This is a genomic window from Janthinobacterium sp. NKUCC08_JDC, assembly GCF_019345575.1.
Taxonomy (GTDB): Bacteria; Pseudomonadota; Gammaproteobacteria; order Burkholderiales; family Burkholderiaceae_D; genus Janthinobacterium; species Janthinobacterium aestuarii.
In genome coordinates this window covers 171378-195822 of the sequence record NZ_JAHKQW010000009.1, presented here as the reverse complement: position 1 = coordinate 195822, position 24445 = coordinate 171378, and the positions used below count along the sequence as shown (strand labels likewise).

General features: G+C 66.5%; 20 protein-coding genes. 10 read left to right on the top strand and 10 right to left on the bottom strand.

Annotated elements, in window-relative coordinates; genetic code table 11:
* The first annotated feature begins 2 nt into the window (after positions 1–2).
* From KO538_RS20375 to KO538_RS20350, 6 genes are all read left to right on the top strand, one after another.
* Positions 3–2519: an ATP-binding protein gene (locus KO538_RS20375; RefSeq protein ID WP_219329468.1), complete on the top strand. Its 2517-nt coding sequence runs from the start codon at positions 3–5 to the stop codon at positions 2517–2519.
* A gap of 136 nt (positions 2520–2655) precedes the next feature.
* Positions 2656–3174 (top strand): sigma-70 family RNA polymerase sigma factor, encoded by a 519-nt coding sequence (locus tag KO538_RS20370; RefSeq protein WP_219329467.1) that lies wholly within the window; start codon positions 2656–2658, stop codon positions 3172–3174.
* A complete protein-coding gene (locus KO538_RS20365; RefSeq protein ID WP_219329466.1) occupies positions 3171–4145 on the top strand; it encodes a DUF4880 domain-containing protein in 975 nt (324 codons plus the stop codon). Before KO538_RS20370 ends, KO538_RS20365 begins: the two co-directional genes overlap by 4 nt.
* 95 nt (positions 4146–4240) lie before the next feature.
* Complete coding sequence (locus KO538_RS20360) at positions 4241–6613, top strand: TonB-dependent receptor (RefSeq protein WP_219329465.1); 2373 nt, start codon at positions 4241–4243, stop codon at positions 6611–6613.
* Between the two features lie 145 nt (positions 6614–6758).
* Positions 6759–7391, top strand: a complete 633-nt coding sequence (locus KO538_RS20355; RefSeq protein ID WP_139248287.1) for a hypothetical protein — start codon at positions 6759–6761, stop codon at positions 7389–7391.
* 89 nt (positions 7392–7480) lie between these two features.
* The gene (locus tag KO538_RS20350) at positions 7481–8467 is read left to right on the top strand and encodes a magnesium and cobalt transport protein CorA (protein WP_072453828.1); all 987 of its coding nucleotides are present in this window, start codon (positions 7481–7483) and stop codon (positions 8465–8467) included.
* 9 nt (positions 8468–8476) lie between these two features.
* Here the strand turns inward: KO538_RS20350 and KO538_RS20345 are convergent, their stop codons facing one another.
* Positions 8477–9175 (bottom strand): alpha/beta hydrolase, encoded by a 699-nt coding sequence (locus KO538_RS20345; RefSeq protein ID WP_219329464.1) that lies wholly within the window; start codon positions 9173–9175, stop codon positions 8477–8479.
* Between the two features lie 242 nt (positions 9176–9417).
* On the opposite strand from KO538_RS20345, the gene KO538_RS20340 reads away from it, so the two are divergent.
* Positions 9418–9801 carry a cytochrome c gene (locus KO538_RS20340; RefSeq protein WP_219329463.1) on the top strand — a complete coding sequence of 128 codons (384 nt, stop codon included), beginning with the start codon at positions 9418–9420 and terminating at the stop codon, positions 9799–9801.
* A 36-nt stretch (positions 9802–9837) separates the two neighbouring features.
* On the opposite strand, the gene KO538_RS20335 is transcribed toward KO538_RS20340, so the two are convergent.
* From KO538_RS20335 to KO538_RS20305, 7 genes are all read right to left on the bottom strand, one after another.
* Positions 9838–10683, bottom strand: coding sequence for a universal stress protein (locus KO538_RS20335; protein WP_072453826.1), 846 nt, complete (start codon positions 10681–10683; stop codon positions 9838–9840).
* Between the two features lie 34 nt (positions 10684–10717).
* On the bottom strand, positions 10718–12523 hold the full coding sequence (locus KO538_RS20330) for an alpha/beta hydrolase (protein ID WP_219329462.1): 1806 nt from the start codon (positions 12521–12523) through the stop codon (positions 10718–10720).
* 62 nt (positions 12524–12585) lie between these two features.
* Positions 12586–16083 (bottom strand): PAS domain S-box protein, encoded by a 3498-nt coding sequence (locus KO538_RS20325; RefSeq protein WP_219329461.1) that lies wholly within the window; start codon positions 16081–16083, stop codon positions 12586–12588.
* A complete protein-coding gene (locus KO538_RS20320; protein ID WP_219329460.1) occupies positions 16080–17222 on the bottom strand; it encodes an FIST signal transduction protein in 1143 nt (380 codons plus the stop codon). The genes KO538_RS20325 and KO538_RS20320 overlap by 4 nt, the downstream gene beginning before the upstream one ends.
* Before the next feature lie 14 nt (positions 17223–17236).
* On the bottom strand, positions 17237–18295 hold the full coding sequence (locus KO538_RS20315; protein WP_219329459.1) for an HD domain-containing phosphohydrolase: 1059 nt from the start codon (positions 18293–18295) through the stop codon (positions 17237–17239).
* Between the two features lie 52 nt (positions 18296–18347).
* Positions 18348–18851, bottom strand: a complete 504-nt coding sequence (locus KO538_RS20310; protein ID WP_219329458.1) for a chemotaxis protein CheW — start codon at positions 18849–18851, stop codon at positions 18348–18350.
* A gap of 60 nt (positions 18852–18911) precedes the next feature.
* Positions 18912–19814 (bottom strand): sensor domain-containing diguanylate cyclase, encoded by a 903-nt coding sequence (locus KO538_RS20305; protein ID WP_219329457.1) that lies wholly within the window; start codon positions 19812–19814, stop codon positions 18912–18914.
* Between the two features lie 356 nt (positions 19815–20170).
* Between KO538_RS20305 and KO538_RS20300 the strand changes: the two genes are divergently transcribed.
* Complete coding sequence (locus KO538_RS20300) at positions 20171–20404, top strand: hypothetical protein (protein WP_219329456.1); 234 nt, start codon at positions 20171–20173, stop codon at positions 20402–20404.
* Here the strand turns inward: KO538_RS20300 and KO538_RS20295 are convergent.
* The gene (locus KO538_RS20295) at positions 20401–21303 is read right to left on the bottom strand and encodes a LysR substrate-binding domain-containing protein (protein WP_219329455.1); all 903 of its coding nucleotides are present in this window, start codon (positions 21301–21303) and stop codon (positions 20401–20403) included. The genes KO538_RS20300 and KO538_RS20295 overlap by 4 nt on opposite strands.
* A 125-nt stretch (positions 21304–21428) precedes the next feature.
* Here KO538_RS20295 and KO538_RS20290 point away from each other — a divergent pair, with 125 nt between their 5' ends.
* Positions 21429–22079 (top strand): glutathione S-transferase family protein, encoded by a 651-nt coding sequence (locus KO538_RS20290; protein WP_219329454.1) that lies wholly within the window; start codon positions 21429–21431, stop codon positions 22077–22079.
* 18 nt (positions 22080–22097) lie between these two features.
* On the top strand, positions 22098–23123 hold the full coding sequence (locus KO538_RS20285) for an LLM class oxidoreductase (RefSeq protein WP_257620469.1): 1026 nt from the start codon (positions 22098–22100) through the stop codon (positions 23121–23123).
* 6 nt (positions 23124–23129) lie between these two features.
* Here KO538_RS20285 and KO538_RS20280 read toward each other — a convergent pair whose 3' ends face one another.
* Positions 23130–24416, bottom strand: coding sequence for a DUF445 domain-containing protein (locus KO538_RS20280; protein WP_219329453.1), 1287 nt, complete (start codon positions 24414–24416; stop codon positions 23130–23132).
* Positions 24417–24445: the final 29 nt, after the last annotated feature.

Below are 24445 nucleotides of genomic sequence, written 5' to 3'. Positions count from 1 at the left end.
CCGTGAAAATCGTAACGCGTTTCAAGCTGGCCGAACTGTTTTGCGTGGTGCTCGTGGCCATCATCGTCGCCATGCTGTTTTCCACCACCATGGCGATGCAGCGCGAACTGGCGAAAAACAAGGCGGCGGCCGATATCCTGCAAGCCGTCACGTCGCTGCGCTACCTGTCGATCGAATATGCGCTGCACCATGGCGAGCGCACGCGGGCCCAGTGGCAACTGCGCAGCGAATCGCTGTCGTCGGGCCTGCTGGCCGCGCCCGCCTTCAGCACGGGCGAGGAGCGCGCGCTGCTGCTGAAATTGCAGGGCGACCTGGCCGGCGTGGGCGGCCTGTTCCACCTGTTTGTCGCGAACCACCGCGAGCTGGGGCAGGACCCGCAGCGGCGCGAAGTGCTGGACGAGCTGGAGTCGCGCCTGTCCGGCCAGATCATGGGCAAGGTGCAGGGCATGATTTCGGAGGCGATGCGGCTGTCCGAGTTGAGCCGGCAAGGCGTGCTGGAGGCGCAGCAGCGGGCCAACGTGGCCGTGATGCTGTTTGGCGGCATGATCATCGCGCTGGTGGCCGGCCTGATTTACTTCACCATGACCAGCGTCACGGGACCGCTGGAAAAGCTGCGCCAGGGCACCCTGATCGTCGGCGCCGGCAAGCTGGACTTTTCGCTCGGCGTGCACACCAAAAATGAAATCGGCGACCTGGCGCGCGCCTTCGACGGCATGACGGAAAAGCTGCGCCGCACCACCGTCTCGCGCGACGAACTGGCGCACACGAATGCCGCCCTGGAAACGCAGATCGCCGAACGCCAGCTGGCCGAGCGCAAGGTGCATGAACAGCTCGAGCGCCTGAACCTGCTGCAGCAGATCACGCGTTCGATCGGCGAGCGGCAGGACTTGCGCAGCATCTTTCAGGTGGTGGTGCGCAGCCTGGAAGAGCAGCTGCCCATCGATTTCAGCTGCATCTGCCTGTACGAACCGTCGCAGCACGCGCTGCAGGTGACGTGCGTGGGCGTGCGCAGCGAGGCGCTGGCGCAGTCGTTCATGATGAGCGAACACGCGCACATTCCCATCGACGAGAATGGCCTGTCGAGCTGCGTGCGCGGCAAGCTTGTGTATGAAGCCGACATCGCCGGGGTGGCGTTTCCATTTCCGCAGCGCCTGGCGCAAGGGGGACTGCGCGCCCTCGTCATGGCGCCGCTGCTGGCCGAAAACACGGTCTTCGGCATCCTGATCGTGGCGCGCCGCGCCGCAAACAGCTTTACCAGCGGCGAGTGCGAATTCCTCAGCCAGCTGAGCGAACACGTGGCGCTGGCCGCCAACCAGGCGCAGCTCTACGGCGCACTGCAGCGCGCGTATGACGATTTACGCCAGACGCAGCAGTCGGTGATGCAGCAGGAACGTTTGCGCGCGCTGGGGCAGATGGCCAGCGGCATCGCGCACGACATCAATAACGCCATTTCCCCCGTGGCCCTGTACACGGAATCGCTGCTGGAGACGGAAACCAGTCTCAGTCCGCAGGGCCGGCATTGCCTGGAAGTGATCGAACGGGCCATCGACGACGTGGCCGCCACCGTGGCGCGCATGCGCGAATTCTACCGCCAGCGGGAACCGCAACTGGCGCTCTCGCCGATCGACGCCAACCTGGTGGTACAGCAGGTGCTGGACCTGACGCGCGCGCGCTGGAGCGACATGCCGCAGCAGCGCGGCATCGTCATCGCCCTGCGCACGGAGCTGGCCGACGCGCTGCCCATGCTGCCCGGCAGCGTGGGCGAATTGCGCGAAGCGCTGACCAACCTCGTCTTCAACGCCGTCGACGCCATGCCCGATGGCGGCACGCTGACCGTGCGCACGGCCAGCGTGGGCGCGCCCGGCCAGTTGACGCGGCAGGTGCTGATCGAAGTGGGCGACACGGGCGTCGGCATGGACGAGAACACGCGCCGCCGCTGCCTGGAACCGTTTTTCACCACCAAGGGCGAGCGGGGCACGGGCCTGGGCTTGGCCATGGTGTACGGCATGATGGAGCGCCATGGCGCCAGCATCGACATCGTCACTGCGCCGGGGCAGGGCACGGCGGTGCGCCTGGCATTTCCCGTCTGCGCGGCGGACGCGGGGGAGCCGGCGCCCGACGCGGCCCACGCCGTGCCGCCGCGCCTGCGCATCCTCGTGGTCGACGACGACCCGATGGTGCTCAAGTCCCTGCGCGACATCCTGGAAATCGATGGCCACGACGTGGTGTCCGCCGACGGGGGCCAGGCCGGCATCGACAGCTTCCTGGCCGCGCGCGACCGGCACGAAGATTTCGAGGTAGTCATCACGGACCTGGGCATGCCCCACGTGGACGGGCGCAAGGTGGCCAGCGCCGTGCGCCAGTGTTCGCCGGCCACGCCCATCATCATGCTCACGGGCTGGGGCCAGCGCCTGGCGGCCGACAGCGATTATCCCGAACACGTCAACTGCGTGCTGGGTAAGCCGCCCCGGCTGAAGGAATTGCGGCGCGCCCTGAATGCGGTCATCTCGACGGCCTAGCCTGCTGCGGCATCCCTCGTCCTTCAAGACTGCTGCTGCGTTGTCGGCGCCTGACAACAATGGCAAAATTGCGGGACAGGCTCCAGTCTCTGCAATATAATGAGAATCATTATCATTAAAGCCGCCGGATCCGCTCTTGTCTGCCTTGCCTTTTCCCTCGAATGACGCCACCCTGGCCGCCAGCCTGTTTACGGGCCACCAGGGCTGGCTGCTGCAGCGTTTGCTGTTGCGCCTGCGTAACCGGGCGGAGGCGGAAGATGTCACTTCGGAAACCTTTGTGCGCGTGCTGCATGCGGGGCGGCTGGCCGCCATCCGCGAGCCGCGCGCCTATCTCACGACGGTAGCGAAAAGCATCTTGCTGCAGCAGTGGCGGCGGCGCGATATCGAGCAGGCCTATCTCGACACCCTGGCGCTGCTGCCGGACGCCGTCCAGCCATCGCCCGAGGAACGCGCCGTGCTGCTCGAAGCGCTGGAGCGGCTGTCGCGCGCGCTCGATACCTTGTCCGTCAAGGCGCGCAGCGCCTTTCTCATGAGCCAGCTCGATGGACTCACGTATGCGCAGATCGCCCTGGAACTGGGTGTGTCGGCCAGCATGGTGCGCCAGTACATGGCGCAAGGCTTGCGCTGCTGCCTGGCCGCCGCGGAGCCGGCATGAGCATCTCCCCTGCGGTACAGGACGCCGCCATCGGCTGGCTGGTCGAACTGAGTTCGGGCGAGGCGGACGCGGCCCAGCATCAGGCCTTCGCCCGCTGGCTGGCCGCCGATGCGCGCCATGCGGCCGCGTGGCACACCCTGGGGCAGGCCGTCGAGCACAGCGTCGGCCCGCTGCAGGCGGCGGGCGGGGCGGGGACCGTCGGGCAAACCCTGGCACGCGCCGCCCGGCACGATGAGCAGAGGCGCCAGTGGCTGCAGGGCGCCCTGTGCCTGGCGGGCGCGGCGTTCGGCGGCGCCTGGCTGCTGCGCGGCAGCCCGTTCTTGCCGGACTGGAGCGCGGACCTGCATACGGCCACGGCCAAGCGGGGCCGCTACCCGCTGGCCGACGGCAGCGTGCTGACTTTGGATGCCCGTTCCTCGGCCGATACGGACCTCACGCACGGGCATCGCCACCTCACCTTGCGCCAGGGCCAGCTGCTGGCCAGGGTGGCGCATGCGGCAAATGCGCCATTCCTGCTGCGCAGCGCGCACGGCACGGTGACGGCGCCGGGCGGCGAACTGATGCTGCGGCGCGAAGCGCAGGCCACCGTGGCGCTGGCCGTGCGGGGCGATTTCGACGTGCGTCCGGCCGGCAAGGGACTGGCGCGCGTGCTGCGCCAGGGCCAGGCGGCGCGCTTCGACGCGGACCGGCTGACCCTGCTGCCCGGCCTGGCGCCAGGGCAGGCGACGGCGTGGGAGCAGGGCATGCTGGTGGCCGTCGACCAGCCGCTGGGCGAAGTGGTGGCCGCCTTGCGTCCGTACCGCCACGGCTACATCGACATCACGGCGCAGGCGGCGGCGCTGCGCGTATCGGGCAATTACTCGCTCGACGACAGCGGAGCGACCTTGCTGGCGCTGGCCGAAACCCTGCCCGTCACCTTGCGCCAGGGACCCGGCGGCTGGTGGACGGGCATCGACCTGAAGGCAGGCTGACATTTTTTTTTGCGCCGGCACTGTCACTTTTGGCGCGCCGCGACTCATACCTGGTGTAGCCCCACTTTTCCTTCACCACAAGATAGAGTCCCAGCATGCCCCCATTGTTGATGCGCCAGATTCCCCTGGCTGTAATGTTACTTTCCTGCGCCGCGCCCACCGTCCTGGCGCAAACGCCAGCGGCGCAAATGGCGCCAGCCACCGTGCGCTATGACGTGCCGGCCCAGCCCTTGAACGCCAGCCTGATCGCGATTGCCAGCCGTGGCGGCGTGCGCATTTCCATCGATGCGGACCTGGCGCGCGGCGCCAGCGGCGCGGCCGTGCACGGCGATTTCACGGCGGAGCAGGCCTTGCGCCACGCCTTGCAGGGCACGCAGCTGGCCCTGCTCAAGACCGATAGCGGCGTCTATACCGTGCAAGCGGCGGCGCCACAGGCCGCCGCCCATCCCGAGGCAACGATGCCGGAAGTGGTCATCACCACCAATTACCTGGGCCAGGTGACGGAAGACACGGGTTCGTACACGACGGGCGCCGTCAGCACGGCGAACCGCCTGGTGCTGTCGCCGCGCGAGACGCCACACGCGGTCAGCGTCGTCACGCGCCAGCAGATGGACGATTTCGGCCTGGTGCAACTGAGCGAAGTGCTGAACCACACGCCGGGCGTGTACGTGCAGCACATCGACAGCGAACGCACGATTTACTATGCGCGCGGTTTTTCGCTCGACAATTTCAGCTACGACGGCTTGCCGTGGACGCGCGACGCTTCGCTGAACCTGGGCGAGTCCCTGGCCAATATGGACCTGTACGACCGGGTCGAGGTGCTGAAGGGCGCGAATGCGCTGATGAGCGGCGCCGGCACGCCGGGCGCCACGGTCAACCTGATCCGCAAGAAGCCCACGCGCGAATTGCGCGCGCTGGCCGACCTGTCGGCTGGATCGTGGAGCAATTACCGCGGCATGGCGGATGTGGGCGGCCCCCTGAACGACAGCGGCAGCGTGCGTGCGCGCGCCGTGGCGTCGTACCAGGACAAGCACTCGTTCGTCGACCGCTACCAGCGCCGCTCCGAACTGGCCTATGGCACGCTGGAGGCGGACCTGTCGCCGCGCACCTTGCTGACCGTTGGCGCCGACTACCAGCATACGGTGCCGCGCAATAGCGACTGGGGCGGCGCGCCCCTGTTCGACGCGGACGGCAACCGTTTCACCATGCCCCGCTCGTTCAACGGCGCGCCCACCTGGAGCACGCAGCAGACGCAAGCCAAATCCGTCTTCGCCTCGCTCGAGCACACGTTCGACAATGGCTGGCTGGCCAATCTGCGCCTGATCCACCAGGCCAACGCCCTGTACGCGCCCGTCGCCTACCTTGACGGTTTTCCGAAGGCGGACGGCAGCGGCACGTCCGTCACGGCGCGCCAGTACAACAGCGACGCCACCAGCAATGGCCTCGACGTGTACGCCAAGGGGCCGTTTGCATTGCTGGGCCGTACGCATGAACTGGTGGTGGGCGCGAACGCCTACCGCAAGCAGTCGGACGACGTCTTCAGCCCGTATTCCTTCATCAAGGTCGATAATATCTATACTTACCGGGGCATAGTCGCTGAGCCGAAGTGGGAACTGGACACGGCCCGCGAAGTCATCCGCCAGAAGGCCGTGTATGCGACGGGCCGCTTTTCGCTGCCGCAGGGCGTGCACGTGATCATGGGCGGGCGCCTGTCGTCCTACGTCAACCCAACGGCCGAGATCGATGAAGCGTCGATCTTCACGCCGTATGCGGGCCTGACATGGGACTTCGCGCAAAACCTGACGGCGTTTGCCAGCTACAGCGACATTTTCAGTCCGCAAAACAGCCGCGACGTCGACAACAAGACCCTGGACCCCGTGCTGGGCAAGAATATCGAGGCGGGCGTGAAGGGCGTATTCCTCAACGGCCGCCTGAACGCCAGCGCGGCCGCGTTCGAGGTGCGCCAGGATAATTTTGCCGAGTCTGTCGACGCCGTGAACAAGGTGACGGGCATGGACGCCTACCGCGCCATCGACGGCGTGCGCTCGCGCGGCGTGGAGCTGGAAGTGTCGGGCCAGCTCATGCCGGGCTGGCAATTGCAGGCCGGCTACACGCACAAGATCGCGCGCGACGCGGCTGGCAAGGTCAATACCCTGGCGCCCGAAGACCAGCTCAGCCTGTACAGCACCTGGCAGCCGATGCCGCGCCTGACGCTGGGCGGCGGCGCCCGCTGGCAATCGCATACCTGGCAGCAAACCCGGGCCGTGCGCGGCGGCACCACCACCGTGCACCAGGGCTCGTACGCCGTCTTCGACGCCATGGCGCGCTACCAGGTCTCCGATCGCCTGGCCCTGTCGCTCAACCTCAACAACCTGGCCGACCGCAGCTACTACGGCATCAGCACGGGCCGCAGGGTCAGTTACGGCGACCCGCGCAATGCGATGCTGAGCCTGAACTACCGCTATTGAGACGTGATGAGACGCGACGCGCAGGCAAACCGCACATTATAAAATTGCCATATGGAAATATTTAATATATTATCTTTTATGGCAATATTGGTTATGTTGAATTAACTAATGTTTCGATGAAACCTACTTTGAATCTGGATTTCTTGTGCGTAAAGATAGTGTGCGTGGTGTATTGAGTGTCTTGCTGGCTGCGGCCAGCGTGAGTGCCTGGGCGGCCCAGGCGGGTGACGAAGTCGTGGCGAAGCCGGCGGTGGAAACGCCGGTGGCGCAGCCTGTTGCTGCGGAAGCGGCCGCCGTGCCCGCGGTTGCGAAACTGAGCCTGGTATCCTCGGGCGAGCAGATGGTGGTGGACTACGGCACCAGTGGCAGCAAGGAGGAGTGCAAGGACTTCACGCCGGCGGGCAAGGTGTACGACGCCACGACCTTGCGCGAGAAATTGTTGCCGTTTATCTCGAAGATGGTCGAGCGTTCGCGGCGCATGACGGGCGTGTTGCCGGAAGTGCAGAAGACGCTGACGGCGGGCGTACCGGTCTGGGTGCAGGCTTACGCCGACTGGCCGGCCGAACACGGCTTGCGCGCCGGTTCCTGCGGCCCGCTGACCTTGCAGCTGACGCCGGAAGCGGGCAAGACATATCAGGTGGAATTCCGCTTCCTCGGTGAAAACAAGTGCAAGCAGGTGCTGCTCGATGTGACGGATCCGGCGGCCAGGCAGGAAATCGAGGCGCCCGTCACCGCGGCCTGCGCGGCGCCGAAAAAATCGCTGTTCGGCCTGTTCTAAGCTTCGTTGCGGGCGACGGTGGCCAACTTAACAGAGTGACAGTGTCATTCCGCTATACTGACGGCCCGACATCGTAGCCCGAAAATCACATGGACCTGAGTACCCACGCCGCCGTCGTCAATTGCGAAGCGTATCGCGACGGCAAGAAGATCGCCCACTTCGACATCGACAAGGTGGGCGACTTTCTCGGCGACCCCGATTGTTTCGTCTGGATCGGCATGGCCAGCCCCGACGCCACGGCCATGCAGGCGCTGCAATCGGCGTTCGGCTTGCACGAACTGGCCGTCGAGGATGCGCAGGGCGCGCACGAGCGGCCCAAGCTGGAAGAGTACGGCGACACCCTGTTCATGGTGATGCACACGGCCACCCTCGATGGCGAGGCCATCGTCTATGGCGAAACCCACGTCTTTCTCGGCCCACGCTTCATCATCACGGTGCGCCATGGCCCCTCGGCCGGCTATGCGAAGCTGCGCGAGCGCAAGGAAAGCGTGCCCGAGAAACTGGCCAGCGGCCCCGGCTACGTGCTGTATTCGATCATCGATTTCATCGTTGACCAGTACCAGCCCTGCATCGACCATTTGCAGGCCCGCTTCCAGCACTACGAACTGCAGCTGTTCAAGCCCAGTTTGAGCGAAGACAAGCTGCAGGATTTCTACCAGCTCAAGACGGAGCTGCTCAAGCTCGATGCGGCCGTCAACCCCCTGCACGACATCTGCACCCAGCTCATCCGCTTTCATGGCGACATCGTGCCCAAGGAAAACCGCATCTATTACCGCGACATTCTCGACCACGTCAAACGGGTCACGCACACGGCGGGGCAGATGCGCGAGCTGGTCAATTCGGCCATGCAGGTGGCGCTGGGGCAGATCTCGATCCGCCAGAACGAGGTGGTCAAGCGCCTGGCCGCCTGGGCCGCCATTCTGGCCGTGCCCACCATGGTCTTCAGCCTGTACGGCATGAACTTCGAATTCATGCCGGAACTGAAGTGGCGCGGCAGCTATCCGGCCGTGATCGTCGCCATCATCGCCGGCTGCTTCTGGCTGCACCGGCGGCTGAAGCGCGAAGGGTGGCTGTAGCCAGCACGCCTATTCGCCGGCCACCGCGCCTGCCGCTTCGAGTATCAGCGCCGCCACTTCCACAGGGCGCGAAGCCAGCGACGCGTGGCTGGCGTTGAGCGTGATGACCTTCCTGGCGCCCAGGCGCGCCGCCATGCGCTCCTGGTTGACGGGGGAAATCATGCGGTCGGCGCTGGAAATCTGGTACCAGCTGGGTTTGTGCTTCCAGGCCGGGTCGCTGACGGTGTCGCCGAAGGTGCTGGCCAGCGGCGCTTTCTGCACCACGCCCAGCACGGCGCCTTCTTCCGCGTCGAGGTCCTGGCAAAAGCTGTCATGGTATTGCTCGGGCTTGACCCACAGATAGCCGTCGCTGTCGCCCTCGAGGCTGGCCGCGCCGATGGGCGGGTGTTCCTGCGTGATGCTGCCCGGGCTTTCGCCCGCATCGGGCGAGAAGGCGGCGATGTAGACGAGGCCCGCGACATTCGGCGCATTGCCGGCCACGCTGATGACGGCGCCGCCGTAGGAGTGTCCTACCAGCAATACCGGGCCATCGATTTGCGCCACCATTTTGCGCGTGCGCTCGGCGTCGTCGGCCAGCGACGTCAACGGCAGTTCGACGGCACGGATGGCCGTGTGGCCGTGGCGCCGCAATTCGACAATGACGCGGCTCCAGTGGGCGGCGCCGCCCCAGAAACCGTGGACGAGGACGATGGTGGCTTGCTTGCTCATGCGAATACTCCTTGTGGCGGTGGCGCTGACAGGGGCGACGCAGGCCGCGCGGCCCGTCAGCAGGCGGCCGCGCAGTGTCCAGCCTGGCTATTGTAGGCCGTTCCCGCGAAGCCGGCGCCGGACTGGCCGCAGGCGTCACTTGGTGAATGAGCAATCCCGGTTAAAATATTGTCTGGAGCGTTGCAGCGGCATTGACGGGGTCAGCCCTGATTCCACTCCGATTGATATCAATAACAAACTACATGATAACGAAATTAGTATTCACCGCTACGCTGGGCCTTTTATCGCTGTTTCACACATCGTCCTCCTTCGCGGAGAACGTGAATGGAAAAAATCTCTACATGCAGCGATGCGCCGTGTGCCACGGAGCCGAAATCAGAGGAACAGGGCCGCTGGCAAATAAAAGCAATCCCCGTACCCCCGATCTGACCACCGCCGCTTTCAAGAAACGGCTCAATGATTATCCGGGCGTGATCGTCTCGTCGGTCATCCTTCGTCCGAATGGCGACCTGATTCCGAAAACCTTGAAAGAGAATGGCGTCAAGATTGCGCCGCACGCCTGGAGCGTGAAGGATTTTCGCGATCTGAATCAATACATGAGCGGCGTGATTTTACAAAAACGATGACGCCGCACGGCATGCCGACATGACCGAACGGCCGCGCTAGTGCGACACCAGCACCGGTAACGTCATCTCCTGCAGCACCGTGCGCGTGACGCCGCCCAGCAGCGCTTCGCGCAGGCGCATGTGGCCGTAGCAGCCCATCACGAGCAGGTCGCAGTGCCGCTGGGCCGCCATGGCCAGCAGGGCCGTGCCCACGTCCTGGCCCGGCGGCGTATCGTGCTGCAGCACCTCGACGTTGACGCCGTGGCGCGCCAGATACAGTGCCAGGTCGGCGCCCGGCTGCTCGCCATGCGCGGCCGGCTGGGCGTGCGAATTGACGACGGCCAGCGTGACCTGCCGCGCCCCTTGCAGCAGCGGCAGCGCATCGGTGATGGCGCGCAGCGCTTCGGCGCTGCCGTTCCAGGCCAGTAGCGGATGCTGCGCGATGCCCGCTGGCGCGGCGGACGGCGTGTGCGGCACCATCAGCACGGGCCGGCCGCAATGGAGCATCAGGTATTCGGGCGTGCCGGCGATGACGCGCGACGGCGTATCCTGCGCATCCGTCTGGCCCAGGATCAGCAAGTCGCAATAGCGGGCCTGCAGCAGCAGCGCGCCTTGCGCGTCGTCGTCGACGAAGCGCGTTTCATAGGTTCCCAGGCCTTCTTCGCGGGCGATGCGCTCGAAGTCGTGCAAGGCCTCGCTGGCCTGGGTGCGCAGCGCCTGCATCTGCGCCGGCGCAAACTGCAGCGCGTTGACGCCGCCGCCATACGCGTAGCGCGAGATGCCGCTCATGGCCGAGCCGATCAGGTGCGCGCCGTCGGCAACGGCCAGGCGCACGGCCAGGCGGATGCGCTGGGCGCAGTGGCGGGAATTATCGACGTGGACCAGCAGGGTGGTGTAGGGCATGGCGTTTTCCTCGGTTGTCGCTCGGTTGTCAGTATCAGGTTTGCAGCACGTAGCGGCCCGGCGCGTCGCCCAGGCCGGGCCCCATGGCCGGCGGCGCCACTTGCGCGCCGGAGCGCTGCGCCAGCCACGCCTGCCAGGCGGGCCACCACGAACCGTCATGGTGCGGCACGTCGCGCTGCCAGCTGTCCGCGTCGATGTAGGGTGCGTCGTGGCGGTGCGTGGCCAGCTGGTAGCTGCGGCGCGGCTGGCCCGGCGGCGAGACGACGCCAGCATTGTGGCCGCCCGAGGTGAGTAAAAAAGTGACGTCCGTGTCGGTCAGCAGCTGCAGCTTGTACACGGAGCGCCACGGCGCCACGTGGTCCGTCAGGGTGCCGACGGCAAAGATGGGCGCATCGATGTCGGGCAGGGCGATGTGGCGGCCCGCCGTGCGGTAGCGGCCTTCGGCCAGGTCGTTGTGCAGGAACAGACGGCGCAGGTATTCCGAGTGCATGCGGCAGGGCATGCGCGTGGCGTCCGCATTCCAGGCCATCAGGTCGCTGTCCTGCTCGTCTTGTCCCAGCAGATAATGGCGCAGCTGGCGCGACCAGACCAGGTCGTTCGAGCGCAGCAGCTGGAAAGCGCCCGCCATCTGCTTCGTATCGAGGTAGCCCTGTTTCCACATGGCCGCTTCCAGGAAGCTGACCTGGCTCTCGTCGATGAACAGCGACAGTTCGCCCGGCTCCTTGAAATCCACCTGCGAGGCCAGCATGGTGAGGCTGGCCAGGCGCGCATCGCCGTCGCGCGCCATCGTGGCGGCGGCGATCGCCAGCAGGGTGCCGCCCAGGCAGTAGCCGGCCGCGTGCACGTGCGGCGCGCCCGTGATGCGGGCAACGGCGTCGAGCGCGTCCATCACGCCCAGCTGGCGGTAGTCTTCCAGCGACAGCTCGCGGTCTTCTTCCGTGGGGTTTTTCCAGGAAATCATGAACACCGTGTGGCCCTGGCCCACCAGATAGCGCACCAGCGAATTGTGCGGCGACAGGTCGAGAATATAGAACTTCATGATCCACGCGGGCACGAACAGCAGGGGCGTCGCATGCACCGTGGCGGTCGTGGGCGCGTACTGTATCAATTCGATCAAGTCGTTGCGGTAGACCACCTTGCCCGGCGTGACGGCCACGTTCCCGCCCACCTTGTAGCGGCGCGTGTCGGACGCATACGGTCCCATGGCGGCGCGCTGCCAGTCTTCGGCCAGGTGCTGCGCGCCGCGCGCCAGGCTGGCGCCGCCGCTCTCGAGGGCCGCTTGCTGGACCACGGGATTGGTCAGCATGAAGTTCGACGGCGCCAGCATGTCGAGCCACTGGCGCACGGTAAACGTGACGACATCCTCGTGGTGCGGCGTGACGCCGCGCACGCCCGTGGTGGCGCGGTGCCACCATTGCTGCTGCAACAAGAAACCCTGGTAGACGAGGTTGTACGGCCAGCGCCGCCAGGCCGGGTCGTCGAAGCGCCGGTCCTGCGGCAGCGGCGCGATGCATGGCGGCTCGAAGGCGCCGCCGGCCATGGCCGATTGCAAGGCATATTGCTGCCAGCGGCCGATCTTCTTCCACGCTTCCTGCAGCAGGGTTTGCTGCTTCGACGGCGCCAGCGCCAGGTGGCTGAGCCAGTCGGCATAGGCGTTGCCCAGCGCGGCCGGCGAAATGCCGCCCGTGAACTTGCCCAGCCAGGCGTTCAGCAGCAAGTCCAGGGTGGCGCCTTCCGGCGCGCTTTCCGGATAGTCCGGCGCCGGCACGCCTTGCCAGGCGCTGCCCAGGCGCTCATGTTCAACGTCGTGTTCCGCATGGCTTGGCTGCGTCTTGCTCATCCAGGGCTCCTGTCATTTTTTTACAGGATAGCAAGAGCTTGTTTAAAAAATTATGATCTACATCAAGTTTGGCCGGATGCGTGCAGCATGTGGCTTGCCGCCTGGATGGCCGTGTCCGTTTCCTGCACAAACAGCCGCAGCTGCTCTTCCAGCGCATCGAGCCGCGCCAGCAGCGCACCCTGCGGCGCCTTTGCCGCTTCGCGCTCGATAGCGGCGGCGATGGCGACGGCCGGTGCGGCGCGGAAGTTGGCCAGCAAGCCGGCCAGCGTGTGCGCCTGCCGGCTGACGGTGGCCCGGTCGTCCGCGCGCAGGGACGTGCGCAGGGCCTCCAGCTGCGCCGGCAAGCCGGTCAGGAACGATGCGCCGATGATGCCGATCACGTCGGCGTCGGCCTGGGCCAGCGCGGCGCCGTAGCCGAAGCGCGGCGTCTGTTTGTTTATCTGCAGCACATGCTGCTCGATCAGGCTGTGGAAGGCGGCCGTGCGGAACGGCTTGGACAGGTAGTCGTCCATGCCCCCGGCGATGCAGCGTTCCCGGTCGCCTTCGAGGGCGCTGGCCGTCATGGCGATGATGACGCTCCGCGGCATGCCTTGCGCTTCGCGCGCGCGGATCCGCGCGGTGGCTTCGAAACCGCCCATCTCCGGCATTTGCAAGTCCATCAGTATCATGTCGAAATGGCCGGCGGCCTGGCAATCGAGGGCGATGCGGCCGTTTGCCGCGTGCGTGACGCGGTGGCCCGCATTCGACAGCAGCACGGTGGCCAGTTCGCGGTTCATGACGTTGTCCTCGACGAGCAGGATGTCCAGGCCGGGCATGCTTTCGCGTACGGCCTGGCGCGTCGCCACGGGCGCGGCGCTGGGCATGCCGCGGCGGGTGCCCAGCACGCTCATGGCGACGGTCAGCAATTCCTCGGGGCTGGCAGGTTTGAGCAGGTAGCCGCCAATGCCCAGTTCGCGGCAGCGCGCCGCGTCGCCGAGGCTGCCGCAGGACGACAGCATGACGATGGGCGCCTGGCTCCAGTGGGGCAGGGCGGCCAGCGCCGATGCCGTGTCGAAGCCATTCATGCCGGGCATGGCGAAGTCCATGATGATGCAGTCCGCCGGCAAGGCGCCGCGGCAGTGCGCCAGCGCCGCCTCGCCCGACTCGCAGGCGGTGACCGTGGCGCCGCTGTGTTCGAAGATCCGGCGCAGGATGGTCAGGCTGCTGGGATTGTCGTCCACCAGCAGGATGTTGCGTGCGGCCAGCGAGGCGTCGGGCGGCGGCGCCAGGGGCTGCTGCTCGCCGATGGGCAGTGCCAGGTCCACGGTGAAACAGCTGCCCTTGCCCAGTTCGCTCGTCAGGCCGATGCCGCCATCCATCATCGTCACCAGGCGGCGCGTGATCGACAGGCCCAGTCCCGTGCCGCCGAAGCGCCGCGTGGTCGACCCGTCTTCCTGCTGGAAGGCGTCGAAGACGGCCTCCTGCATGTCGGCGGCGATGCCGATGCCCGTGTCGCGCACGCTCAGGCGCAGGCTGGCCACGCCATCGCCGCTGGCGCGCAGCCGGGCGCTGACGACCACCTCGCCCTGCGGCGTGAACTTGATGGCGTTGCCCGCCAGATTGGTCAGCACCTGGCGCAGCCGGCCCGGGTCGCCGAGCAGGGTGTGCGGCAGCGCGGGATCGACGTCGAGCACCAGTTCCAGGCCGCTGGCCTGCGCCCGCATGGCGTGCGCGCGCATGGTTTCCTGCAGCAGCTGGCGCAGGTCGAAGGGGATGCTTTCCAGGGTCAGCATGCCCGCCTCGATCTTCGAGAAATCGAGGATGTCGTTGATGATGCACAGCAGAGCATCGGCCGAGGCCTTGACGATTTCCAGGTATTTGCGCTGGTGGGCATCGAGCTCGGAATCGAGCACCAGGTCCGTCATGCCGAGGATGCCGTTCATCGGCGTGCGGATCTCGTGGCTCATGTTGGCCAGGAATTCGCTCTTCGAGCGGCTGGCCGATTCGGCCACTTCCTTGGCCAGCAGCAGCGCGCGCTCGGCCGCTTTTTGGCTGGAAATGTCGACGATGGTGCCCACCAGACCGTGCAGGCTGCCGTCGGACTTCAGCAGGGCCGCCTTGCTGCACAGGACATCGACCTGCCGCTTGCCGACGGTCAGCCGGTCTTCATACGACTGGTTGCCCCGGTCCTGCAGCAGTGCCAGGTCGTGCTGCAGCGCTTGCTGCGCCTGCTGCTGCGTCAGGATGTCGGCCACCGTCAGGCCCGGGATGCGCGCCTGGTCGAGGTGGAAGAAGGCGCAAAAGGCGCGGTTGGCGCGCAGGTAGCGGCCCTGCACATCTTTCAGGTACAAGGGGATAGGGATGGTTTCGATCAGCGCGTCGACGAAGTTGAGGTTGTGGCGCAGCTCGCGCGCCGCCTGGCGCCGCTCCGTGATGTCCGTCAGGCTGCCCGTGATGCCAGCCAGCCGCCCCAGGCCATCGCGTTCGGCGCGCGCGCACACGTCGATCCAGCGCACGTCGCCATCGCGGGTCACGTAGCGCGCTTCATGACGCATGCTGTCCACCTGGCCGCCCAGCAGCTGGGACAGGCCGGCCGCGGCGCGGTCGCGGTCGCGCGGATCGACGAATTGCAGCACGCTCTTGCCCAGGCTGTCGGCGGCGCCAAAGCCCGTGATGGTGTGCCAGGCGGGGTTCAGGAAGGTCCAGGCGCCGTGCAGGTCCGTGCGGAAGACCACTTCATTGAGGCTGTTGACGACGTTGCGGTATTCGCGCTCGCTTTTCGCGATGGTCTCGGCCATGCGCTTGCTGTCGCTGATTTCCGTGCGGATGGCGATGTACTGATAGGGTTTTCCGGCCGCGTCGAGGAAGGGCACGATGGTGGCGTCGACCCAGTATTGCCCGCCATCCTTGGCATGGTTGCAGATTTCGCCGTGCCACACGTGGCCGGCCGTAATGGTTTGCCACATCTGCGCAAAGAAGGCGTCCGGATGCGCGCGCGAATTGATCAGGCGGTGCGTCTTGCCGACCAGCTCTTCGCGCGCGAAGCCGCTGATGGCGCAGAACTTGTCGTTGACGTAGATGATGACGCCGGCCGTGTCGGTGATGCTGACAATCGCATGCTGGTCCATCGCGAAGCGCTGGTTCTGCAATTCGATGCGGCGCAGTTCCTGCTGCGACACCAGCTCGGCCAGCAGCACCGACAGGCCTTCGATATCGTCTTCCTGCGGCAGGCGCAGGCCGGAATCGTTGTTGTCGAGCAGGCGCACGGCCGCCACGCGCAGCGACTGGATCACGCGGTTGCGGCTGGCCAGTTCCGTGCGCAGCAGGTCATTCGTCATGCTCAGTTCATTCGAACTCAGTTCCAGGCTGCGCGAGCGCAGGTCCAGATCGCGTTCGGACTGTTCGTAGGCGCCGTCGATGCGCTGCAGCAGGGCTGGCAAGCCGGCCAGAAAACCGGCCAGTTCGGGCGGCGTGTCCGCCCGCCCGCACAGTGTCTGCGCCTGTTCCAGCAGGGCGGCGCAGGCGCTATCCGAGTCGATATCGCAGACGCGGTTCAACTGGCGTGCCAGGGTGCGGTTCATGCTTCGCTCAATACAGTCACGGTCATCGTCTGGTTATGCAGCTGGCATGCGCCATGCGGCTGGGCGATGCCGATTTCGCCGTTCGAGTAAAAGCCGGCGATGCAGGCCGCGCCGCCCAGCAGGTCTGCCACGGCTTCGACCTCTTCCTCGGCCCGGTCGCCCATCACCAGCTTGCGTCCCACGCAGCTGACCAGCAGGGCCAGCTGGTCGCCCTGCGCATCGGCGTGGGGGGCGACGCCGCGCGCGGCCGTCTCGGCCCCGTCGATCAGCCGGTTGGTACTGGAATGCATCAGTCTCAAGTAGCCGTCGGCGAGGATGTCGCCGGCCAGGGTCAGCGAACCTTGCTCTTCATCGACGGCGAGGATGGTGCGAAAGACATTGCTTTTTTCATGCGCGGCCGTGAGCATTTCAAACGGGAACAGCAGGCCTGAAGCGGGCAGGTCGCGCGCATGGTCGCCCAGGTACAGCTTGTAGATGTCGAGCGCCCGCGCGCCGTCGAGGCCATACAGCACGTTGTCGACGCAGCGCGTCACCTTGCGCGCGGGGCCGAACGCTTCCCAGCCCGCATGGCTGCCGTAGCCGAGGCGGATGCGTTCGCCGTACAGGCCGACGGCGACGATGGTATTGTCGGCCGCGCCGCGCGGGCCCAGGGTCCACGTCTGGAGGAAGGCGCCGCCGTCCGCCGCCAGCCCGCCCGACACCGTCACGCCAGGCGGCAGGTTCGCCTGCAGGCCGGCGATCAGGGCGCTGCCGTTGATGGCCACGCCCGTGCCCAGCATGAAGACGGCCGTCAGGCCATCGTGCGGCAGGGCCTGCGCCAGGCGCTCGCCCGCGTCGTGCGAATCGGCCATGTCGCAGATGATGGCATCGGCAATCGCCACCGTGGTGTGGGCGAAGCGGATGGCCGTGATGACGCAGCTGTCGTCGTGGACGCGCTTGCCGGCGATCTCGCCTGCCGTGGAGCAGCCGGCGATGACGGCGCCGGGCAGCTGCCGGCGCAGCGCCGCGCTCAAGCCTGGCGTGGCAAAGTAGGGGCAGGCGCCGAAGACCAGCACCAGGTCGGGGCTCATGGCGGCCAGCGGCGCCAGGGCCGCATCGATGTCGGCACGGTTTTTCAGGATCAGTTGTTGCACGCGCATGGCAGGCTCCTCGCTTACAGTGGGTGGGCGTGTGGCTGGACGGGGTCGGGCAGGCTGTCGCGGATGGCGAGCACCTCGTCCCAGGCATCCAGGAAGGCGTCGAGGCACAGCGGGCAGAAATGGCTGCCCCGGTTTTCCTCGAGGTACTGGCGCGCCTGCGCCAGAGGCCAGGCCGGCTTGTACGGGCGCTCCGAGCTGAGCGCGTCGAAGACGTCGGCCACGGCGACGATGCGCGCCGACAGCGGTATCTGCTCGCCCGCCAGGCCGTCCGGATAGCCGCTGCCGTCATATTTTTCGTGGTGGCCGCAGGCGATCTCCTCGGCCAGGCGGATCAGCGGCGAATCGCTGCCGGCCAGGATATGGCCGCCGATCTTCGCATGCAGGCGCATGATGGCCATTTCATCGGGATCGAGCCGTCCCGGCTTGAGCAGGATATGGTCGGGCGTGGCCAGCTTGCCCACGTCGTGCATGGGCGCCGCCTTGAGCAGCAGCTCCTGCCACTGCGCATCCATGCCCAGGTTCCTGGCGATCAGCGCCGAGTAGCGCGCCATGCGCATGATGTGGGCGCCCGTTTCCGGGTCGCGGAATTCGGCCGCCCGCGCCAGGCGCGTGACCAGTTCCATCTCCCTGGCCGTGACGTTGGCGATGGCCTGGGCCACTTCGTGTTCGAGCAGCTTGGCGCGGTCGGCCAGCATGGTTTGCGCCGTGCGCAGGGCCAGCAGATTGCGCACGCGCAGGCTGAATTCGATGGTGTCGACGGGCTTGGTGAGAAACTCGGTGACGCCCAGCGAAAAGGCCTGCTTGCGCACGGCGCGGTCGTTTTCCGTGGTCACCATGATGATGGGGATGTCGGCCATGCCGCCCATCTTGCGGAAAATGCTGAGGAACTCGTTGCCCGACAGGCTGGGCATCCGGTAGTCGAGCAAGACCAGGTCCGGCACGTGCGATTCGCACCAGTACAGCGCATCGACGGGATCGCTCATGCAGACCGTCTCGATGCTGCTGGCCTTGGACGCCAGGGTCGATAGCAGGCTCAGGTTGGTGTCGTTGTCATCGACGATCAGGATGCTCATGGTGTCTCCGGCGGATGGCGGTCAGGTGGCGGACGGGACGGCGGCGGCTGGCTCAGGCCGCCAGCTCGCCCGTGGCGTGCATGCCCAGGCCCGCCAGCAGGCTGTCCATGTCGAGCACGATCAGCATGCGCTCGTCGAGGGCGCCGATGGCCGTCACGTGGCCGGCCATGGCCGAACCGTGCAGCTGCGGCGGCGGCTTGATCTGCCCCGGCGCCAGCGGCACCACATCGGCCACGCGGTCGACCACGATGCCGGTGGCGCCATGCGCGAAGACGAGGATGATCACCACCGTCGAGGCATCGTACGCGGGCTCGGCCTGGCCCAGCGCGATGCGCAGGTCGGCCAGCGGCACGATGCTGCCGCGCAGGTGGATGAAGCCCTTGAGGAAGGCGGGCGCGTTGGCGATGCGGGTGACGGCGCCGTAGCCGCGGATTTCCTGCACCAGGCCGATGTCGATCGCGTATTCCTCCTTGCCGAGTCCGAAGACCAGCAATTCCCGTGCGCCCGCTTGCGCCCGTTGGCCCGCTGCGGCGGCATGTGTCGTGGTCGTTTCCATGTGCTTGCTCCTGTCAGGTGCTGCGTACTGCATGGGACTGCGAGGATCGCCGGGCGGGGTTCAAGCCTGCTCGACGCGGTTGCGGCCATTTTTCTTGGCCTGGTACAGGGCGGCATCGGCCTGCGTGAAGCCCGCTTTCCAGTCGCCGTCCGCAGGCAGCGGCGCCAGGCCGATGCTGATCGTCGCGGCGATGGGCGCGTGCTCGACATCGACCTGCGCCGCGGCCACGGCAAGGCGGATGCGCTCGGCCACCTGGCGCGCCCTGGCCAGGTCCGTGTGGGGGAACAGCAAGCCGAATTCCTCGCCGCCCACGCGGGCGACGACATCGGCGGCCCGTGCCTGGGCCAGGATGATGGCCGCGATGGCTTGCAGCACGGCGTCGCCGGCCGCATGGCCATGCTGGTCATTGACATGCTTGAAGAAATCGATGTCGGCGATGCCGATGGTCATCGGGTGGCCCGAGCGCCTGGAGCGCGCCGCCGTGCGCACGGCGTCGATCTCGAAGGCGCGGCGGTTGGGTAGCTGGGTCAGGGGATCGCTGAGGGCGATGCGCTGCAACTGCTGCCAGCGGGCCGCGTTCTGCTGCTCGATGGCCAGTTCGCGGCGCTGGTCGATGAAAAAGGCGCCCATGAAGTTTTCATCGTCGAGGGTGCCCAGGTCCATGGCCTTGAGCACAATGGGCAGCATCGTGCCATCGCGGTGGCGAATGGCGAAATGGCGCTTGTGGCCCAGCACCCGGGACTTCTTGTAGCCGGCCAGATACGCGCCGATCTGCGCGCCATGCTGCTCGCGCACGGCGTCGGGCAGCAGCGCCTCGATCGGCTGGCCCGGCAAGCTGCCCGCGGGATAGCCGCTCAGCGCATACATGGCGTCGTTCGCATAGCGGATGCGCGAGCCCGCATCGATGATGACGGCGGCGTCATCGGCGGCGTCGAGCAGGCGCAAGGCCAGGATTCTGTTCATCTGCTTGTCCCCTACAAAGACGGTGGAGATACCGGGCGGTCGAGGCAAAGAGGCCTGCCGAATCGCCCTGGGCGCTCCTTTGCACTCATCATACATCAAATAAAAATGATTTCAACGAATATTGTGATTTCCATGATTTTATTTGGATTTTCGACACAGCCAAGTTCGGGGGCGCATGGCGTAAACAGCTGATGCTGGGCCATTTCTTCCTATGGTGAGCAAAGTTTTCTTCTTCGTTTCGTTTGCTCACGGAAAGAGAAAATGATTTTTTCGTGAAATTATTTATTGTATTCGGTAAATTTATGTAGCAAAATTCAGTGAAGCAACACCATTCACTGTGGATAGAGGAGACGGACATGCATACGAAGATGTCGGCAAGAGGCAGCGTAGAGGCGGGCAAGGGCTATCCACACGGGGCGCAGGTGCGCCATGCATCCATGCAGCGCCTGAAGGTGATCGCTTACCTGGCCCTGTTGCTGGCCGTGGTGCCGGCCGCGGCCTGCATCGCCACGGGACGCGCCGGCATGCCGGCGCCGTTCAGCGCCATGTGCGGCGTCGTGTCGTGCGCGGCAGGCGAGCACGGACTCTAGCGCGCGGCCTGCGCCTCCTCGCGTATCCATGCCATGAATGCCTGGACGGCAGGGCGCGTGGCCGCGTCGGGCCGCGTCACCAGGTAGTAGGCAAAGCGCGCGGGCCAGGGCAAGTCCAGCACTTGCACCAGGCGTCCCGCGGCGATTTCCTCCTGCGCGTACAGCTGCGGCACCAGGGCCAGTCCCTGTCCCGCCTCGGCCGCGCGTATCAACAGAAAATCATCTTCGAAGGCCGAGCCGCGCAGCGCCCGCGCCTCATCCGCGCTGCCGTCCGGGGCGCCGTGCGCGGCCAGCCACAAGGGCCAGTCAGCGCGGTCGGTATCGTGCAGCAGCGGGTAGCGCAGGCAATCGCCGGGCGTGGCAATGGGCGGCTGGCCTGCCATCAGGGCGGGGCTGGCGACGGGCACCAGCACGGGTGCCATTAACCGCGTCACCTGCAAGCCCGGATACTCTCCCAGGCCGTGGCGCAAGGCCACGTCGACCCTGTCGCGGCGCAGGTCGACCAGCGCCGACGTGGCTTCCACGCGCACTTCGATTTGCGGGTGGCGCTGGTTGAAGCGGCCCAGGCGCGGCACCAGCCACGCGGCGGCAAAGGTGGCGACCGTGCTGACGGTGAGCGTCTGGCGCCCACCCATGTCTTCCAGCGCCTGGCTGGCGCCGGCGATCTGCGCAAAGGCACCCAGCAGGGTGGGGTGGACCATGGCGCCCGCTTCGGTCAGGCGCAAGCCCTGGCGTTCGCGCGTAAACAGGGGCATGCCGACCCGTTCTTCCAGCAGGCGGATTTGCTGGCTGACGGCGCCCGACGTCACGTGCAATGCTTCGGCGGCGGCCTTGATGCTGCCGCGCTGGCCCACTTCGACAAAGGCGCGCAGTGCCTGGAGCGGTAAAGGATGTTTCATTGATATAGTTTTTCTATAGTAAGACAGCAAAAATCATCGTTTCCATTCGCTGAAAATAAGAGCGAGGATGGCGGTGTTTGCAACGCTTATTTTACTTCAGTAAAACTATATCGACAGGATACTCCATGCACAGCATCACATCCCCCGCGGGTTCGCTTGAACTCTACACCGACAGCTCGCCCAACGGCTTCAAGGCCACCATCGCACTGGCCGAACTGGGCTTGCCGTATCAATTGCGCCATGTGCGCATCGACCAGGGCGAACACCGGCTGCCCGCTTTCCTGGCCCTCAATCCGCACGGGCGCATTCCCGTGCTGGTCGACCACGAGACGGGCGTCACCGTGTTCGAGTCGGCCGCCATCCTGCTGTACCTGGCCGAGAAGACGGGGCGGCTGCTGCCCGCAGCGCCCGCGCAGCGCTGGTCCGCCGTCACCTGGCTGCAATTTCATGCGGCCAGCATGGGGCCGATGCTGGGCCAGCGCGTGCATTTCGAGATCGCCGACGCGGGCGCGAACGTGCCCGCCACGGCACACTTTCGCCAGCTTTGCGGCGCGGCGCTGGCCACCATGGATGGCCGCCTGGCGGCCAACGCCTACCTTGCCGGCGACGGCTATTCCATCGCCGACATCGCCAGCTTCGGCTGGCTGCACATCGCCCGCATCGTCGGCTTCGATTTATCCGCCTGGCCCCACGTCAGCAGCTGGTACGCCCGCGTGGCGGCGCGCCCGGCCGTGCAGCTGGGCGTCACTATCCCCGCGCCCGCCACGGGCGCCTGATTTTTATCGAGGAACAGCATGAGCAATGACATCACGGAAGGCGCCTCGTCGCAGGCCTTCACGCAGCACCGCGGCTACCGCCGCATGTTCGCGCCCGGCGCGCTTACCCTCGGCATTTACCTGCCGCTGCGTTTTTACCAGGGCGACATGCGGGCGCTGGCCGGCCAGGCCGACCTGGTCGCCGCCATGGACAGGCAAGGCTTCGCCGCCGCCTGGGTGCGCGATATTCCCCTGTTCGACCCGCGCTTCGGCGACGCAGGCCAGCTGTTCGACCCGTGGACCTATCTCACCTACCTGGCGGCGCGCACGGACTCGCTGGCCCTGGCCACGGGCAGCGCCATTTTTACCCTGCGCCATCCCATCGACCTGGCCAAGGCGGCCGCCAGCATCGACCAGTTGTCGGGCGGGCGCCTGGTGCTGGGCACGGCCTCGGGCGACCGCGCCAGCGAATTTCCCGCATATGGCGTGCCGTACGATACGCGTGGCGAACGCTATGCGCAGGCCGTGCACCTGTTCCGCCAGTTGCTGCGCCCTGGCCCCGCGCATGTCAGCAGCCCGCTGGGGAAGCTCGATGGCCTCGAACTGCTGCCCAAGCCCGTGGCGGGCGCCATTCCCCTGATCGTCACCAGTTCCTCGGGCCAGCCGCTTGAGTGGATAGGGCGCCACGCCGATGGCTGGCTGACGTATCCCGAAGCGACCGGTACGCCGGACGGGCCGCGCCGGCTGGCGGAAAAGATCCGCGCCTGGCGCCAGTGCATCCCGGATGGCGGCTTTCGTCCGCACATGTGCAATGAGTGGCTGGACCTGGTGGACGACCCCGACTATCCGCGCACGCCCGTGCGCAGCGGCTATGTGCTGCGCACGGGGCGCACGGGCTTGATCGATCTGCTGGGGGAATGGCAGGAAGCGGGCGTCAACCATGCGGCACTGGGCATCCAGCATGGCCGGCGTCCGGCCGCCGAGGTGCTGCAGGAACTGGCGCAGGAAGTGCTGCCGCATTTTCCGTCGCATGCGGCGCCGGCCAGCGCCGTGCCGCGCTGGTAAGTATGGTTAGAACGCCTGGCTGGCGGCGTAAATCAGCAAGCCGGCCAGGCCGCCCACGATGGTGCCGTTGATGCGGATGAATTGCAGGTCGCGCCCGATGGCCAGTTCGATGCGCTCGCTCATTTCTTCCTTGCTCCACAGGTCCAGGCGGGCGGCGATGAAGGCGCCCACTTCGCCCCGGTAACGGCGCACCAGCGATCCGCTGCCGGCGACGATGGCGCCGTTCAGCCATGCCCGCGCATGGTCGTCCGTGCCCAGCACCCGGCCCGTGTTGCGCGCCAGGCTGGCGATCGCTTGCGCCAGCACGGGCTGGTCGGCGTGCAGGTCGGCCAGCACGCGCGTGCTGATGTGCTTCCACACGTCGCCCAGCATGGCTTGCACCGTGTCGCTGGCGATCAGCTGCAGCTGGTAGCGGCGCACCGTGTCCTGCCACTGCGGGTCGGCCTTCAAGTGCAAGGCGCTGTCGGCGATCCAGCCGGCGATGCGCTGGCGCAGCGGGTGCTCCGGATCGATGCGCACGGCGAGCGCGAATTTTTGCAGCGAGGCGATCATGCGCGGCTCGTACGCCTTCACGGCTTTTTTGATCAGCGCGTTCTCGATCTGGAAGGCGCCCAGCACGAAGTCGCCGATGGCCGCGTGGTGCGCCTCGTCGTCGAGGTAGGCGGCGCCGCGGTCGAGCAGGAAGTCCAGCAGTTCCTGCGGCTTGCCGTCGGCGATCAGCGCATCGATGCAGTCGGCCGCCACATCCGACAGATTCAATTGGCCCAGGTAGCCGCTGGCCTGCTCGCGCAGCAGCTGCCCCAGCTTGTCGTGGTCGGCCATCGCCAGCAGCTGCTTCGCCACGCCGGCGCTGGCGACACCCAGTTGCCGCGCGTGGGCCTCGTCGGCCAGCCAGGCGCCCAGGCGCGCGGCGGGATCGGCTTGCGCGATGCGTTCGGCGATGCCTTGCTCGGTAATGAAATGGTTTTCCACGAAGGCGCCCAGGCTACGCCCGATGTCGGCCTTGCTGTTCGGGATGATGGCCGTATGCCACAGGGGGATGCCCAGCGGGTGGCGGAACAGCGCGACGACGGCGAACCAGTCGGCGATCGCCCCCACCATGGACGCTTCGGCGAACGCTTCCACATAGCCCCAGGCCGGGTGGCCGCCGCGCTGCGAGCGGGCCACGGCAAAGACCAGCGCGGCCAGCAGCAGCAAGCCAACGGCCAGCCACTGCATGCTGCGCAGGCGCGCGCGCTTGAGCTGGTCCGTGCTGTGGTCCAGCTGTTTGATGAGGTCGGGGGAGCGTTGCATCGATGGCGGTCTGCGGGGTTGCGAGACCG

Excerpts from the sequence above, each read along its gene's own strand:
- KO538_RS20365 (WP_219329466.1), top strand. The coding sequence starts at position 3,171 with ATGAGCATCTCCCCTGCGGTACAGGACGCCGCCATCGGCTGGCTGGTC.
- KO538_RS20360 (WP_219329465.1), top strand. The coding sequence starts at position 4,241 with ATGCCCCCATTGTTGATGCGCCAGATTCCCCTGGCTGTAATGTTACTT.
- KO538_RS20350 (WP_072453828.1), top strand. The coding sequence starts at position 7,481 with ATGGACCTGAGTACCCACGCCGCCGTCGTCAATTGCGAAGCGTATCGC.
- KO538_RS20345 (WP_219329464.1), bottom strand. The coding sequence starts at position 9,175 with ATGAGCAAGCAAGCCACCATCGTCCTCGTCCACGGTTTCTGGGGCGGC.
- KO538_RS20340 (WP_219329463.1), top strand. The coding sequence starts at position 9,418 with ATGATAACGAAATTAGTATTCACCGCTACGCTGGGCCTTTTATCGCTG.
- KO538_RS20335 (WP_072453826.1), bottom strand. The coding sequence starts at position 10,683 with ATGCCCTACACCACCCTGCTGGTCCACGTCGATAATTCCCGCCACTGC.
- KO538_RS20330 (WP_219329462.1), bottom strand. The coding sequence starts at position 12,523 with ATGAGCAAGACGCAGCCAAGCCATGCGGAACACGACGTTGAACATGAG.
- KO538_RS20325 (WP_219329461.1), bottom strand. The coding sequence starts at position 16,083 with ATGAACCGCACCCTGGCACGCCAGTTGAACCGCGTCTGCGATATCGAC.
- KO538_RS20320 (WP_219329460.1), bottom strand. The coding sequence starts at position 17,222 with ATGCGCGTGCAACAACTGATCCTGAAAAACCGTGCCGACATCGATGCG.
- KO538_RS20315 (WP_219329459.1), bottom strand. The coding sequence starts at position 18,295 with ATGAGCATCCTGATCGTCGATGACAACGACACCAACCTGAGCCTGCTA.
- KO538_RS20310 (WP_219329458.1), bottom strand. The coding sequence starts at position 18,851 with ATGGAAACGACCACGACACATGCCGCCGCAGCGGGCCAACGGGCGCAA.
- KO538_RS20305 (WP_219329457.1), bottom strand. The coding sequence starts at position 19,814 with ATGAACAGAATCCTGGCCTTGCGCCTGCTCGACGCCGCCGATGACGCC.
- KO538_RS20300 (WP_219329456.1), top strand. The coding sequence starts at position 20,171 with ATGCATACGAAGATGTCGGCAAGAGGCAGCGTAGAGGCGGGCAAGGGC.
- KO538_RS20295 (WP_219329455.1), bottom strand. The coding sequence starts at position 21,303 with ATGAAACATCCTTTACCGCTCCAGGCACTGCGCGCCTTTGTCGAAGTG.
- KO538_RS20290 (WP_219329454.1), top strand. The coding sequence starts at position 21,429 with ATGCACAGCATCACATCCCCCGCGGGTTCGCTTGAACTCTACACCGAC.
- KO538_RS20285 (WP_257620469.1), top strand. The coding sequence starts at position 22,098 with ATGAGCAATGACATCACGGAAGGCGCCTCGTCGCAGGCCTTCACGCAG.
- KO538_RS20280 (WP_219329453.1), bottom strand. The coding sequence starts at position 24,416 with ATGCAACGCTCCCCCGACCTCATCAAACAGCTGGACCACAGCACGGAC.